This window comes from Nostoc flagelliforme FACHB-838 (assembly GCF_014698065.1).
Taxonomy (GTDB): Bacteria; Cyanobacteriota; Cyanobacteriia; order Cyanobacteriales; family Nostocaceae; genus Nostoc; species Nostoc flagelliforme_B.
In genome coordinates, this window is sequence record NZ_JACJSI010000004.1 from 129017 (window position 1) to 142766 (window position 13750).

Sequence of the window (13750 nt, forward strand, 5' to 3'; positions counted from 1 at the left end):
TTATTTCCCTTGTCCCTTTGTCCACCAATCCCCAGCCCCCAGTCACCATTTTTAACGATGTCGTTGAAACCAATTAATGATATTTTAGGCGTTCTGGAAAAGCAGGCTAAATGGCAGGAGCAACCATTTCAACTTCTGCTCAAGTTTTGGGCAGAAGTTGTTGAGTCAGTGACTGCCGCAAATACTCGACCATTGTCGATTCAGCGTGATGTTTTGTCGGTGGCAACTTCTAGTGCTGCTTGGGCGCAAAACCTGACTTTTGGTCGCACGTCGCTGCTTTTAAAGTTGAATAAAAAGCTGCCAACACCTTTGGTTGATATTCGCTTCTCTACTGCTAGCTGGCAGAATCCATCGGTGGAGAGTAAACAGCAACCAACGGTTTTGCCCTATGACCATCCCAGTTACCTTGGTGATGAGATTAACCGCTCTGATGGTACACCTACCAAGGATGTGAATCTGGCTTTTGAACATTGGATGAAGGTCATGCGATCGCGATCGCATGGCTTACCCCTTTGCCCCCAGTGTCAATCTCCCACCCCACCAGGTGAACTCCAGCGCTGGGAAGTCTGTTCTGTCTGTGCTGCTAAACAGTTTTGAAAGCAAAATAGTTGAGTGATTATTCATTGACCAGATTTTATCCTCAAGTAACTTGCTGTGATCACACAAAATATTTCTGATTCTTGAGAAAAAAGATATTTTTGTAGTAAGATATGCCGAATGTGGTATGAGAAACAGACTATTTATCTGAAATCCTCTGCCTTAAGGCATCCTTAAGGAGGAAGTTAAAAGCCTGGATAAATCAAAAGCTTTACTTTTACCCTTGATCCCTAATAACTTTTAGCCAAAATCTATATGCAAGTACTCTACTAATTATTTAAATATATAACAAGATTATAAAAATATCCTGAAGTTTGTTTTTTGCTTGGGATCGCTGAAACCTATAGAAAATAATGGCTTTTTGGCTCTTATCTATCTTTATATATAGAAGCAAAATATAAAGATGAAATTCAGCCAGACACGGCACTAAAGATGAATCCAAATGAAACCCATTAAAGTTTTAGCATCTGCCTGTAGATATTGCCGTCATTACCAGCCAGAGGGTCGCCGTGGCGGAACGTGCCAGCAGTTGGGCGCACCAGTTCAAGCAACTTGGAAAGCTTGCTCTTTGGCGATCCCACCTTTTGCACCTTCTTGGGAAACCTTGGAAGATGCTTGGGGTTTGCCAGATGCAGCTCCAGTTTTAGCATCTTGTCAATCTCTAGTCTCAGATTTAGACAATGCTACTCTTGCCCCTCTAGAGGAAATTACGGTTTCTATATCTGAACAGGTAAAGACTAAAGCAGTGGTTATTTAGTCATCCATTATTACGGACTGAGTTTTTAGTCTACTTAAAATAAGATTTGTTTTTAAGATTTTTAGTGCTGTAAAAGTTGACGTAGACAAAAATCGCACCCTTTAGTGAGGTGCGATTTTTGCAATTCTAAGGCAACCAAGGAAAAGAACGAAAATCTGGTGGACGCTTTTCAAGAAAGGCTTGTTTGCCCTCAGATCCCTCTTCTGTCATGTAATAAAGTAGGGTGGCATTGCCAGCGAGTTCTTGTAAACCAGCTTGTCCATCACAATCAGCGTTGAAGGCGGCTTTGAGACAGCGAATTGCGATCGGACTTTTTTCTAAAATCTCCTGCGCCCATTGAATACCTTCCGCTTCTAGTTGTTCCACTGGGACAACGCAATTAATTAAGCCCATTTCTAGCGCTTGTTGTGCATCATATTGGCGGCAGAGAAACCAAATTTCTCTAGCTTTTTTTTGCCCCACGATACGGGCGAGATAGCTAGCTCCAAAACCACCGTCGAAACTGCCGACTTTCGGGCCAGTCTGTCCGAAAATAGCGTTATCGGCAGCGATAGTAAGGTCGCAAATCAAGTGTAGGACGTGTCCACCACCGATCGCATATCCCGCTACTAGGGCAATCACGACTTTTGGCATCGAACGAATCAGGCGTTGTAAGTCCAGCACATTCAAGCGGGGGATGCCAGTATCATCCACATAACCCGCATGTCCCCTTACACTTTGATCTCCACCAGAACAGAAGGCATATTTACCATCAGTGTGTGGGCCATATCCGGTAAATAGGACGACACCAATAGTAGTATCTTCACGAGCATTAGAAAAAGCGTCGTACAGTTCAAAGACTGTTTCAGGACGGAAAGCATTGCGTTTATGAGGACGGTTGATGGTGATTTTAGCAATGCCATCAGTTTTTTGATACAGAATGTCTTCGTAGGTTTTGGCAGTTTGCCAGTTAATTTGCATTGGTATGGAGTGCGCTGTTGTGCTTGAGAATTTTATCGCGGACGTAGGGACATGCGATACCTGCGGTGGGCTACGCCTACCCTAAAATTGGTATCTCAAGCCTTTACAATCTGGTAATTGTCTGGGTGTTGAGGAATAAAAATGCGACGTGACACCATTTTCTACAAATTATTTAAGCAATTTCCCAGTTTGCTGTTTGAATTAGTAGATGAACCTCCCGCAGAGGCGGAAAACTACCAGTTTGAATCGGTTGAAGTCAAAGAAACGGCGTTTCGGATTGATGGAGTATTTTTACCTCCCGCTAATGCAGTTTCCAAAACCGTCTTTTTTGCGGAAGTCCAGTTTCAGAAGGACGAAGACCTGTATCACCGCTTTTTTAGTGAGTTGTTTTTGTTTCTCTACCGCAACTCTATTCGTTACGATGACTGGTTTGGAGTCATAATTTTTGCCTCTCGCAGTCTGGAACCCTCTAACTCAACGATTCACCGCGCTTTGTTGGAAAGTGGTCAAATCAAGCGGGTTTATCTGGATGAGTTGGGGGATTTGCGAGAACAACCTTTGGGATTGGGTTTGATGTTGCTGACAAATGTTACTTCTGAAACCGAAGCAGTGGAAGGAGCGCGGTTTTTGTTGGAGCAAGCACAGCAACAATCGGAGCAAGCGATAATTGATTTAATTACGACGATTATTGTTTACAAGTTTTCTACCTTAAGTCGAGAGGAGATTGCAGAAATGTTGGGACTGAATTTGGAAGAACCACGGGCTATTCTGGAAGCGAAGGAAGAAGGACGAGAGGAAGGAAAAGTTGAAGGAGAAAGAACGATCATTTTACGACTATTAAATCGGCGTGTGGGTAATATTTCTGATACGCTTCTGTTTCAGATTCAAGGGTTATCGTTAGAACAGTTGGAAGTTTTAGGTGATGCTTTGTTGGATTTCTCTACTCTTGCTGATTTGGAACGATGGTTACAAGGTGAAGTAAGGGGGTAAGTTTCACTTAGAGATGCACCGCAGGTATCGCTCCTTCTGCGACTGTTAAAACGACTATTTTGTGAAATTGCTGAGGAAGGTTGGAAGCGTTAGCTTTGGCATTGTTGGAATTGAGATTGCGAGCTTAAGTGTTTACATTTGTATATACAAATGTAATTATAATATATGACAGAGGCTGTATCGGGCTTTGACTGAGATAATGGAAATATAGAAAAATGCCAAAAGCATGGAGTCTCATTAGAAAAAATTGAGGCTTTGTTTTTTGATAAAAGTCTTAGGATTTCACCTGATATAAAGCACTCTGAAAGTGAGGATAGATTTATTGCAACAGGTGTATTAATCAAAGGTAAATATATTTTCGTAGGATTTACATTCCGGGAAAAGCAAGGAAAAAGGTTAATTAGACCTATCAGTACTCATTATATGAGAGAGAAAGAGGCGAAAAAATATGAAGAAAATATTTCCTAGAATCAAAACTGATGAAGAATTAGAAAGTTTACTAGATGAAGATTTGTCAGATTATCTTCATGCTGACAACTTTAAGCCCGTTACTTTTGAATTTCAGCCTAAAGACAAAACTGTAAATCTAAGAATGTCAGAGAAAATGCTAGAAAAAGTTAAAGCTGTTGCTAAAAAAGAAGGTATTCCCTACCAAAAGTATATCCGAAGGGCAATAGAAAGGTCTTTGGGTGAATAATTAATTAAAAATATGTTGCTGAACTATAGCAGTCCTAAATTTTGATCTGCGATCGCACTCCGTAAAATAATTATGGCTACAAATAAAGTTTCTCGTAGTGAAGAAGCATTTGCAGACACGCGGGTATATTTAGAAGCGGTGGAAGATGGAGTGCGTAGGCGTAGCCCAGCGCAGGTATCGCTCCTCCTCCGACTGTTAAAACGACTATTTGGTGAAATCGCTGAGGAATGTTAGAAGCGTTAGCTTTGGCGTTTTTTATAGAGTTATGTGTTTTATACTTAAAACATTGTATCGATTATATCAATGGAGATTGTAATTTGATTTCATTCAGTAGCTACAAAGGGACTGCATCTAAGTGGATTACCATATTTGACTCACCATTCTACCCTGATTCTTTAGATGAAGCTAAAATGCTTTACGAGAAAGTTTTAGAGCGTTTCATAGAATTGGTAGACGAAGCAACAAACTCTGCAAATTTACTCGAAATTATTACAAAAGAGCCTGATCCTTTACGTATTCAACTTCTTAGAGTATTTCGGAGGTATGTATCACCAGATACGACAGTAGAAATGACCAAGAAAAAACGTGATATTCCCAATATAATTAACGACTTTGGTGATAGATTTCGTAGCTTAGAAGAGGTTAGAAGAAACTTGCAAAGTCGTCCTGTACCCGATGAAACTCTGATGGCTCTTCTTTTAGAACAGAGTAAACGGGGGCAAAAAGGCTATGATTTGACAGAGTATTTGGTAAAAACTATATAATTCGGGGGCCAGTTCGTGCTGGAAAAGATGTAATGCTTGATAAGGTTTTGGATAATTGGGAAGCTCAAACTCCAGCAGATATTTTTATATCTCGATTAGATGGAACCCCCTTAGTAGTTGGATTTGCTCGTTATGACTCTGATAGAGGAGGTTCTCAAGAAGATGATAGGACTGGTGGAAATCGAGATAAAGCAACTGATATTATCAGATATGCTGATAAATATAAAGTGGCTTTAAAAGTATTTTTTTTGAATGATGGCCCAGGATTACTACTAGGATCTATGTGGAATAATTACGCTCGTTTAGAAAGTTATGGTAGTGGCAAAATAATAATATGCACTCTGAAAATGCTTAATGAGAGATTTACACAAGATTGGCTTGAAAGTTGAGTTTGCTATTCCAATCATGTATTACAGTATCAGAGATAAACTCTAATTCTGGTGTTTCTTCAATATATAAATCTAGACCACTTTGTAAAATTCTATTTATACCTATTAAGCACTTTTGTTCATGTTTAGCGGAACTATTTCCGTTAATGCAGTCACCCATTGCTTCTGTCCCTTTAACTAAACGCTGAACTATTGTAGCTATAGCTAGTTGGGAATTATCAATAGCTATCCATTTTCTACCTAACTCTTCAGCTACAGCAGCAGTAGTACCACTTCCAGCAAATGCATCTAACACAATATCTCCTTCATTAGATGAGGCTAGAATTATTCGTTTGATCATATCTGGATTTTTTTCTGTTGGATAGCCAGTAATTTTAATATTTTGATTGTGAGCATCCTTGAAGTCAAGCCAAATATTTTGGACTGAAATACCCTGGCTATTATCTAAATAAACTTTTCTTCTTGGGTTCCCTGTTGGTGACCAGTAAATCTCTCCGCGTTCATCCATTTCGTCTAAAGTTTCTGGAGTATATTGCCAGTGTTTACCTGGAGGAGGTAATATTCCTCTCCAGGGTTGACCTGTTGCACCTTTTCTTACACCTGGTGCATGAACAGGAACTTTCTTATAAACTCTTCCAGTCTCCTTTTCAACATATTGATACTCTTTCTTTGCAGTAGTTTCAGTCCAAGGGTTAAAAGGCTGATTCCATATATAATTATCTGTTTTTGTGTAAAATAGAATGTAGTCAGCGGTGTGTCCGTACTGTTTACGTGTATAATTTTTTGGGTTACATTTTTTCCTTGTAATCAAATTGCGAAAGTTTTTAGAACCAAAAATTTCATCCATTATAATTTTGACAGCACAAGCCATCTTGTCATCTATATGTATATAAATAGAACCTTCATCTGATAAAAGTTCTCTTAGTAAAACCAGTCGTTGACGTAAAAACTCTAAGTATTCCGCACCTTCCATTAGGTCGTGGTAAGCATGATCTCTTTGACGAGACTCAAAACTACTGCCTGTTGCATAGGGGGGGTCAATATAAATTAAACTAATTTTACCCGCGATAGTATCATCATTCAAGAATGAACTAAGAACTCTTAAATTCTCTCCATAAATGAGTTTGTTTCTTGGGTGTTGATCTATACTGATTATGCGATGTAACTTGGCTACAGGAATTTTTAATATATCCTCTATAGAAATTTTCCCTTCATATTCCAAACGAAAAGGAATTACATTTTGTTTTTGACTTTTACGACTATTTCGACTAGGTATTCCTGTTGCCATTTGAGTTAATATTTTATTCTGCTTGTTTTCTACTATTATTTATTTGTAAAAACTCATCTAAATCTTTTTGTCTGATCCGCCAAATTCTTGGCCCCACTTTTGTAGCTTTAAGATTATTTGATGATATCCATCTTTGTACAGTTCTTTGGTGAACACGAAGAAGTTGAGCTACTTCAATAGTTGTTAAAAACGAAATATCTTCTTCACTCTTATTATTGTTATGTTCCACATCTTGTCGCATTTGTCGCTAAATTCGCTAGAGTCGTTATTGTACTACTAATTCTGATATTTTGCAAGGTTCACCAGCACTTGAAACGCTTATATAAATCACTTTTAATTTTGACACCATAAACATTTGGCAAAATTAATACCTTGCATCTCACTATTTAGTAATATCTAACGGAATGTTAAATCGTAATATCTGCGGCAAACTTCCGTAAATTATCTTGTCGCCACTTTGCATCGGCTTTGCGATTTGTCTGCAACTCTAAAACCCGAATTCCTGTATTCGGGAGTAGGTTGAATCTTTGCTGCAACTGCTCCCAAGAAGTAATCAATTCATGCTGCACATTATAAGTAGCGCACAACTGAGCAAAATCAATATCCTGGGGAGTGCCAAAAAACTCTTCAAATGGCGGGTCAAAGTTGGCAATGGGTAGCATTTCAAAAATACCACCGCCATTGTTATTGATTAACACAATCGTCAAATGTCCGACAAACTTATTGCGGATTAAAAAACCATTAGTGTCATGCAACAGCGCTAAATCTCCCGTCAACATCACACTACTTTGCTGGCGATGGGCAATTCCTAAAGCTGTGGATAATGTGCCATCTATGCCATTTGCACCCCGGTTAAAGTGCGATCGCACTCCTAAATTATTCGGTTTCCAGAAATATTCCACATCCCGCACAGGCATACTATTGGCAATGAACAGTGGTGTTCCTAGCGGTAAAATCTGAGAAATTAACCAAGCTGCTTTACTCTCAATGATTTCATCTATTTTCCCCATCGTCTGGTCAACAGCTAACCTGACCTTAGTTTCCGCATCACACCATTTCTTACCATAGTCTGAGGAGAAAGATAAATTTCCCTCCTCTACTTTTATGTCTTCTACAGATATCCTTAAATGCGTCGTTCTCCCGTGTAAAGGGTCGAGGTTTTGGTCACTAGGGTCAATTACCCAGCGTCGTGGTTGGGTTGCATCTATCCAGGTACGTAGTTCTTTACTTGTAGGCATTTCACCCACTTGAATCACCATTTCGGGTGCTAACTGCTTTGCTAATTGCTGATTTCGTAAAATCAAGTCATAAGTGGAAATCAAATAAGGGTTGAGTTCGGCATAATTTCTGATTGGGGAAAGTCCCTCAGCTAGCACAGGCCATTTGAGAGTTTGGGAAAGTTGCGCGATCGCCTTACAATACTCTTCTGGTTGCGATGGTTGAGCAACACCTGCAATAATAATGCCGCGATCACATTCTTTCCATTGTTGGGGAATGGGAAATGGGGAATGGGGAATGGGGAATGGGTTTACTATTCTTGCAAAGAATTCTTCTGATTCAAAGTGTGATTGCAAATAACTCAAGTCGGTTCCATCAGGAAGAGGCGCTAAGGGATCGCGAAAAGGAATATTCAAATGTACGGGCCCCTTTGTAGGAGTTTGCGCCCTTTGCCAGCTATGAATTACCGTTTGTCGCAAATAAGCTAGCATTCCCATGTCAGGGGAGGGTAAAGCTAACTCTGTTTGCCAATTTGGGTAGTTTCCATATAATCTCAACTGGTCTATAGTTTGGACTGAGTGACAATCTCGCAATTCTGGCGGTCTATCAGTGGTTAGTATTAACAGTGGGACACGACTATACGAAGCTTCAATGACTGCTGAATAAAAATTTGCTCCTGCTGTACCAGAGGTACAAACTAGCACCACAGCGCGTCCGGTTGCTTGAGCTTGTCCCAAGGCGAAAAAGGCGGCGGAACGTTCATCAAGAATGGAAATCGCTTCAATTTCAGGTGCTTGTTGAGCAAAGGCGATCGCTAGCGGTGTAGAGCGCGATCCGGGACAAATGATCGCACAAGTCAATCCCAACCGCTTTAATGTCTCTGTTAAAATATAAGCCCAAAGTTGATTAACATTTCTATAGGCGATCGGCATTAAATCAAACATAGTTATAAAACAATCTTAAATTTTAGATTTTATCTAGGGAAATTCAATTTAAAATCCATCAATGCGGTGATGGAACCCAATACCGACAAGCGAGTTTCTGGGAAAGAAAATCTCCAAGTAAACTTGCTCGACTTTCTACAAAATGCACAATTTGCTCTCGAACTTTTATGGACTGCATTCATTTAACGGGAATTCGTGGCTATGGCTACACTGGGTATTTACCAGAAGAACAGGTGCTAGGACAATGGTTTGAGGTGGATGTAAGGTTATGGTTGGATATCTCCACAGCGGCCAAGACTGACGCGATCGAAGACACTTTAGATTATCGCAGCGTCATTAGCTTGACACAACATCTGATCAAAACGTCTAAATTTGTTTTGGTGGAGAAATTGGTAACAACGATCGCAGATTCTATTCTCCAAGAGTGCGATCGTGTAACAAAAGTTCAAGTCACTCTCAGCAAACCTGCCGCACCAATTCCAGACTTTGGTGGCAAAATTAGCATTGAACTGACTAAAAGTAAGTCCAATCTCTAAAAAAGCACAAGTCGTTTTTTTCTAAATATCTATTACTTAGCAAATGAAGGGGGTTTATCTGGAGGTGGAAGTATCTCATGAAGAGAATCTTTACTGCCATTGCCCCCAGCAATTGCTCCTTATTAAAAAACTAGAAAATCCCGCGCTTTGCGGATGAGTATTGAATTTGCATATTTTCAAATCGCAGAATTTTTGATAAGTATTAACTATAAGCGATAATAGTTTTCAATAATAATATTGCACTTATAATTTAATATCCAACAAAGATCCAGATGAGTATTTAGACCCTGGCTGAAAGAAGAAATATTTGTATATAAAGTAGTATGAAACTCTTTAATTAAAGATAAGATTAATACTTGTTACTAATTTAATAAGTGAATACAGCGGATAGCATTTTGTACATCAAATCTAGGACATCATTTTTCTTAACTTAAATTAGAGTAGTCTACTCTAAGCTTGTAAACTTTTATTCTTGATTAATTTTTACATAAATACTATACTTAGTATTTATGATTCTCTAAAGAAAAATCGTTGCATATATTTTAAAATAAATTTTTGAGTGCTGGTAATTACATGGTAATTTGTGTTTGATGCTAATGGCATGATATTAGCTGTACAAGTTAATCAGAACTAGCCTTGACAAGTGCAAAAATTATCGGAGGTTAATAAATTTATGCTATTTACTTATTAGTCAGTATTTATATTAAGTAAGAAGATAGGATAGTCAGAGATTATTTAGGATACAGCAGATTTCAAATTACTGAAGTACACAACTTGAGTCTTAAAGGCAGGTATAAAGTGTGTTTTACTTATGATTTTTGACTCCTAAATTCTGCTATAAAATAATGAATTTTTGTTCGAGCTAACACTCACAAAAAAATCTTCACCTTCGTAAACAGTTTACTGCCTCATGTTCGCCCAAAGAATCCTAGTTATTGAGGATGAAAGAATCTTAGCCTCAAATATTAAAAAAAACTTACAAAAATTAGGTTATTCTGTTTCAGAAATAACTAAGTCTGGTAAAGAGGCAATAACAAAAATAGCAGAAACTCACCCACATTTAGTATTAATTTATATCTCCCTAGCTAGAGAAATTGATAGTGGTAGATATAGCACATATTATCCAAAATAACTTCCATGTACCTGTGAGTACATTTAACAGAGTGTTCGGAATATAAAACGTTACATAAAAATCAGCTAAGTGAGCATTTTAGTTACATAGTCAAACCATTTATTAAAAGTGATTTACATTTTGCGATTGAAATGGCTCTCTATAAACATTAGAGCAAAAAAATGTTATACGAAGAAAAACAGAGGTTAGAGGCAATTATTAACAGTATGGGTTGTGCTGTGATTGTGACATCCACAAATGGTTGTATTCAAATAATGAATCCGATGGCAGAACTAATCACTGGTTGGAAGCAAAGTGAAGCATTCGGTAAAGATTTAGTAGAAGTTGTTAGCTTAATTGATAAAGATGTAGGGGAAAAAATTGAAAATTTAGCTAGATATGTAATGGAAGCAGGTCAGATTTTGAATCTACCAGAAAACTGTACACTTATTACCAAAGATGGCAAAGAAATCGCAGTTGGGGATAATATTGCACCGATCCGCGATCAAAATGGTAATATTACTGGCGCGGTTTTAGTGTTTCAAGATATTACCAAACGCAAGCAGACAGAGGCGCAACTGATCCGCAATGCATTTTATGATGGGCTGACAGAATTACCTAATCGTGTTTTATTTTTAGATCGGCTTAGACAAACCATTGAACGTAGCAAACGTAGAAGCGATTATTATTTTGCAGTTTTATTTTTAGATTTAGATGGATTTAAGGAAATTAACGATCGCTTTGGACATGGAATGGGGGATGATTTCTTAGTTGCGATCGCTAGACGTTTAGAGTCGTGTTTACGCGGTGGCGATACTGTAGCACGATTTGGTGGTGACGAGTTTACTGTTCTTCTGGAGGATATTAAAGACATTAGCGACGCTACCAATGTTGCCAGCCGTATTCAAGACTCATTGCGATTGCCACTTAACCTCAATGGATATCAATTATCTACTACGGCTAGCATTGGCATTACTTGGAATTTTAGTAGTTATGAGGAGCCTGCAACTTTGCTACGGGATGCCGATATTGCTATGTACCGAGCTAAACGGCAGGGAAAAGCTACTTATGCCATATTTAGTTAAAGATGAAATATACTATGGCCGCTCTTAAGTAAGTAGACGTAATTAAATATCTGTCATGGAAAAAACCGAAAAACAGAAAATGCTCGCAGGCGAATTATATCTTGCGGAAGATCCAGAATTGGCTGCCGGAATGAAGCGAGCTAGTCGTCTGTTGCGAAGTTACAATTCTACAACTGAAGAACAGCAAGAGCAACGACAGCAAATTTTGCAAGAATTATTTGGAAAGATCGGTCAAAAAGCATTAATTGTGCCACCCTTTCACTGTGACTATGGCAGTAATATTTTTGCTGGCGACAGATTGTATATGAACTACGGTTGTGTAATTTTAGACTGCAATACAGTTCATATCGGTGAAAATGTCTTATGCGCTCCTTACGTGCAAATTTATACTGCTTATCACCCTACAGAGCCGGAAATTCGTCTTTCTGGTAGAGAATTAGCTGCCCCAATTAACATTGGTAATAATGTCTGGATTGGTGGCAGTGCAATTATTTGTCCAGGTGTAACTATTGGTGATAACACAACCATTGGTGCTGGTAGTGTAGTTGTCAAAGATATACCTGAGAATGTTGTCGCTGCGGGCAATCCCTGCCGCGTCATTCGGTATTTATCCTAGAATTTAAAATTTATAACCTCTAGCAATCCAATAGAGCCAGTCTGCGATCGCTTCTTCAGTTTCGCTGTCAGCATCAATGGCTGTTATTTCAGATAACTTTGCAGAATATACATCATCATCCTTACCATTAATGTAAGCCACTTCTACAAGCATATCTTTCAAGCACTCATCATCTGGGGCCATTCCCAGCACTTCCACTTGTTTCTCCTCAGTAGAACCTGATTTACGTGCCTTCTTAGTCCATTTAGCCATAAAGGGAAAATTCAGAGCCTCTTCGAGGTAATAGTACCAACCCATGGCCCGATCTTCTTTATCTTCAGCATCTACAATGATCTCTGTTTTAATGCGATGCTCTCGGTTTTCGTCGGCTTCAACACTAGGCATAAGATAACACTTTACGTATAATGCATTTTGATAATACTACCAAAGTCTTAGCTAAGAATAATTTTTCTAAAATAAAGTATATAAGACTCAGGTATCAGAGATACTCCAACACCCTTAATAAGGCAGCTTTTAGGGTTCTCCCCTTTCTAAAGAAGATTAAGGGATCTAGGTTTCAGTTTTCAGTGCGTAATTCTTGCTATATCTAAAGTTATACAAAAAACCGCTTGTCATTGACAAACGGTTTTCTAATTATTGACCTCAAAGGCTAACTTATTTGTTGCGCCAAGATGCCAAGTTCTTTCTTCGCACTAAAGCGCGAAATTTTTTAGAAATTAAACAAGTCTCAAATCAGGATAATTTGCCAGTACATCATCAGATGTCAGGGTATCATTTTCAGCTTGCGGAGTCCAAAGAACTTCAATCGCTAGAAGTTTTTCACTAGGGATACTACCAATTTGCCGCAAAGCTTGACGCAAATCATCAGCACTGTTAATCGATGTGGGGATTTCAAACTTACCTAATGTCGCCGCCAGCAAGGTGACGATAATGTATTCACCTGGGCCTTCGGTAAATAGGCGCGTGGGGTTGTCGAGTTCACCAGCCGGAGGTAAAGCATCTTTGGCACGGGCTGCTCTTAGCTGGTTGTTGACGTTAGAAATAGTTTCTTCGCTAAACTTGCTGCGTTCTGCCAGTGACAGCCGATTAAACTGACTTTCAGCTGAATTTAAACTGGCTTGTTGAGTGCCACCACCTGCATATACAAAGTATTCGGGATGGCGCAGTAAAGCTAGGCTAGCTTCTTGTAGAATTTCTGCTCTCCCCTCTGGGGTATTGGTATCAGCAGTTTCAGCAATGTGGTTGAGTTCATTTTGCAATTCACGGGCTTGAGCTAACAAACCTACTTGCAAACGAGTTACAGAAACCGGAGAGTTACTGGTGTAATCTGCTTCTCCACTTTCACCGCCAGAGACGCGGCGGAAAGTTTGTAACAAGAAATTAGCGATCGCAAAGAAGATTAAGATGCCAAATAGACCACCAAATCCCCCGCCAATACCCCAGAAGGGAAGTAGGAAGGGAAAGCCAAAACCACCACCAAAACCACCACCAGGATAGTACCCGCCTCCGCCAGGAGGTGCATAAGTACGCGGTGTATAGGTGCGGCTAGAAGGCACTCTAAAGGAGCCACCACCGATTCGACCCCCACTGCGGGCCGCTAATGCTCCATCGGCGTGGCTAAAAGCCAAAGTTAACACCAGGCTTAGGGCGAGCAAGGTTTTTAACAGTGGTTTGATGGTTTGTTGTAGTTTTTTACGCATAATACAATCGCTTGGAAAACTGAATTAATTATTTATGATTTCTCCCCATGCTGGTAGGAGTATTTCAATCTGTCGCTAACGCCAGCCCGTAATTAAGC

16 protein-coding genes and 1 pseudogene are annotated in these 13750 nt (G+C 39.3%); 11 read left to right on the forward strand and 6 right to left on the reverse strand.

Going from position 1 to position 13750, the window contains the following annotated elements:
• The first annotated feature begins 57 nt into the window (after window positions 1–57).
• Complete coding sequence (locus tag H6G97_RS03530) at window positions 58–597, forward strand: DciA family protein (protein ID WP_190939325.1); 540 nt, start codon at window positions 58–60, stop codon at window positions 595–597.
• A 442-nt stretch (window positions 598–1039) separates the two neighbouring features.
• Complete coding sequence (locus H6G97_RS03535; protein WP_190939326.1) at window positions 1040–1354, forward strand: hypothetical protein; 315 nt, start codon at window positions 1040–1042, stop codon at window positions 1352–1354.
• A 126-nt stretch (window positions 1355–1480) separates the two neighbouring features.
• Here the strand turns inward: H6G97_RS03535 and menB are convergent, their stop codons facing one another.
• Window positions 1481–2314 carry a 1,4-dihydroxy-2-naphthoyl-CoA synthase gene (gene menB, locus H6G97_RS03540; RefSeq protein WP_190939327.1) on the reverse strand — a complete coding sequence of 278 codons (834 nt, stop codon included), beginning with the start codon at window positions 2312–2314 and terminating at the stop codon, window positions 1481–1483.
• Window positions 2315–2455: 141 nt separating this feature from the next.
• On the opposite strand from menB, the gene H6G97_RS03545 reads away from it, so the two are divergent.
• From H6G97_RS03545 to H6G97_RS52190, 6 genes are all read left to right on the forward strand, one after another.
• Entirely contained in the window at window positions 2456–3304 is an 849-nt protein-coding gene (locus H6G97_RS03545) for an Rpn family recombination-promoting nuclease/putative transposase (RefSeq protein WP_190939328.1), read from the forward strand.
• Between the two features lie 207 nt (window positions 3305–3511).
• Window positions 3512–3772 carry a BrnT family toxin gene (locus H6G97_RS03550; RefSeq protein WP_338421567.1) on the forward strand — a complete coding sequence of 87 codons (261 nt, stop codon included), beginning with the start codon at window positions 3512–3514 and terminating at the stop codon, window positions 3770–3772.
• The gene (locus tag H6G97_RS03555) at window positions 3753–4001 is read left to right on the forward strand and encodes a CopG family antitoxin (RefSeq protein WP_190939329.1); all 249 of its coding nucleotides are present in this window, start codon (window positions 3753–3755) and stop codon (window positions 3999–4001) included. The genes H6G97_RS03550 and H6G97_RS03555 overlap by 20 nt, the downstream gene beginning before the upstream one ends.
• A 72-nt stretch (window positions 4002–4073) precedes the next feature.
• Window positions 4074–4235 (forward strand): hypothetical protein, encoded by a 162-nt coding sequence (locus tag H6G97_RS03560; RefSeq protein ID WP_190939330.1) that lies wholly within the window; start codon window positions 4074–4076, stop codon window positions 4233–4235.
• Complete coding sequence (locus H6G97_RS52185; RefSeq protein WP_242054795.1) at window positions 4229–4765, forward strand: hypothetical protein; 537 nt, start codon at window positions 4229–4231, stop codon at window positions 4763–4765. Before H6G97_RS03560 ends, H6G97_RS52185 begins: the two co-directional genes overlap by 7 nt.
• A gap of 32 nt (window positions 4766–4797) precedes the next feature.
• On the forward strand, window positions 4798–5154 hold the full coding sequence (locus tag H6G97_RS52190; RefSeq protein WP_242054796.1) for a hypothetical protein: 357 nt from the start codon (window positions 4798–4800) through the stop codon (window positions 5152–5154).
• On the opposite strand, the gene H6G97_RS03570 is transcribed toward H6G97_RS52190, so the two are convergent.
• The 3 genes from H6G97_RS03570 to menD form a co-directional block, all read right to left on the reverse strand.
• Window positions 5129–6442, reverse strand: coding sequence for a site-specific DNA-methyltransferase (locus tag H6G97_RS03570; RefSeq protein WP_190939331.1), 1314 nt, complete (start codon window positions 6440–6442; stop codon window positions 5129–5131). The two genes, H6G97_RS52190 and H6G97_RS03570, sit on opposite strands and share 26 nt — an antisense overlap.
• Before the next feature lie 13 nt (window positions 6443–6455).
• Window positions 6456–6683, reverse strand: coding sequence for a helix-turn-helix domain-containing protein (locus H6G97_RS03575; RefSeq protein WP_190939332.1), 228 nt, complete (start codon window positions 6681–6683; stop codon window positions 6456–6458).
• 166 nt (window positions 6684–6849) lie between these two features.
• A complete protein-coding gene (gene menD / locus H6G97_RS03580; protein ID WP_190939333.1) occupies window positions 6850–8604 on the reverse strand; it encodes a 2-succinyl-5-enolpyruvyl-6-hydroxy-3-cyclohexene-1-carboxylic-acid synthase in 1755 nt (584 codons plus the stop codon).
• A 167-nt stretch (window positions 8605–8771) separates the two neighbouring features.
• On the opposite strand from menD, the gene folB reads away from it, so the two are divergent.
• The 3 genes and pseudogenes from folB (at window position 8772) to H6G97_RS03595 (ending at window position 11952) form a co-directional block, all read left to right on the forward strand.
• A complete protein-coding gene (folB, locus tag H6G97_RS03585; RefSeq protein WP_190939334.1) occupies window positions 8772–9140 on the forward strand; it encodes a dihydroneopterin aldolase in 369 nt (122 codons plus the stop codon).
• A gap of 910 nt (window positions 9141–10050) precedes the next feature.
• Window positions 10051–11336: pseudogene (locus H6G97_RS03590) on the forward strand (diguanylate cyclase domain-containing protein).
• A gap of 55 nt (window positions 11337–11391) precedes the next feature.
• Window positions 11392–11952: a sugar O-acetyltransferase gene (locus H6G97_RS03595; RefSeq protein ID WP_190939335.1), complete on the forward strand. Its 561-nt coding sequence runs from the start codon at window positions 11392–11394 to the stop codon at window positions 11950–11952.
• A gap of 3 nt (window positions 11953–11955) precedes the next feature.
• Here the strand turns inward: H6G97_RS03595 and H6G97_RS03600 are convergent, their stop codons facing one another.
• A complete protein-coding gene (locus tag H6G97_RS03600) occupies window positions 11956–12336 on the reverse strand; it encodes a calcium-binding protein (protein WP_190939336.1) in 381 nt (126 codons plus the stop codon).
• A 332-nt stretch (window positions 12337–12668) separates the two neighbouring features.
• On the reverse strand, window positions 12669–13652 hold the full coding sequence (locus H6G97_RS03605) for a DUF1517 domain-containing protein (RefSeq protein WP_190939337.1): 984 nt from the start codon (window positions 13650–13652) through the stop codon (window positions 12669–12671).
• Between the last annotated feature and the right edge of the window lie 98 nt (window positions 13653–13750).

Coding starts and splice junctions, on each gene's coding strand:
- H6G97_RS03530 (WP_190939325.1), top strand. CDS start 58: ATGTCGTTGAAACCAATTAATGATATTTTAGGCGTTCTGGAAAAGCAG.
- H6G97_RS03535 (WP_190939326.1), top strand. CDS start 1,040: ATGAAACCCATTAAAGTTTTAGCATCTGCCTGTAGATATTGCCGTCAT.
- menB (WP_190939327.1), bottom strand. CDS start 2,314: ATGCAAATTAACTGGCAAACTGCCAAAACCTACGAAGACATTCTGTAT.
- H6G97_RS03545 (WP_190939328.1), top strand. CDS start 2,456: ATGCGACGTGACACCATTTTCTACAAATTATTTAAGCAATTTCCCAGT.
- H6G97_RS03555 (WP_190939329.1), top strand. CDS start 3,753: ATGAAGAAAATATTTCCTAGAATCAAAACTGATGAAGAATTAGAAAGT.
- H6G97_RS03560 (WP_190939330.1), top strand. CDS start 4,074: ATGGCTACAAATAAAGTTTCTCGTAGTGAAGAAGCATTTGCAGACACG.
- H6G97_RS52185 (WP_242054795.1), top strand. CDS start 4,229: ATGTTAGAAGCGTTAGCTTTGGCGTTTTTTATAGAGTTATGTGTTTTA.
- H6G97_RS52190 (WP_242054796.1), top strand. CDS start 4,798: ATGCTTGATAAGGTTTTGGATAATTGGGAAGCTCAAACTCCAGCAGAT.
- H6G97_RS03570 (WP_190939331.1), bottom strand. CDS start 6,442: ATGGCAACAGGAATACCTAGTCGAAATAGTCGTAAAAGTCAAAAACAA.
- H6G97_RS03575 (WP_190939332.1), bottom strand. CDS start 6,683: ATGCGACAAGATGTGGAACATAACAATAATAAGAGTGAAGAAGATATT.
- menD (WP_190939333.1), bottom strand. CDS start 8,604: ATGTTTGATTTAATGCCGATCGCCTATAGAAATGTTAATCAACTTTGG.
- folB (WP_190939334.1), top strand. CDS start 8,772: ATGGACTGCATTCATTTAACGGGAATTCGTGGCTATGGCTACACTGGG.
- H6G97_RS03595 (WP_190939335.1), top strand. CDS start 11,392: ATGGAAAAAACCGAAAAACAGAAAATGCTCGCAGGCGAATTATATCTT.
- H6G97_RS03600 (WP_190939336.1), bottom strand. CDS start 12,336: ATGCCTAGTGTTGAAGCCGACGAAAACCGAGAGCATCGCATTAAAACA.
- H6G97_RS03605 (WP_190939337.1), bottom strand. CDS start 13,652: ATGCGTAAAAAACTACAACAAACCATCAAACCACTGTTAAAAACCTTG.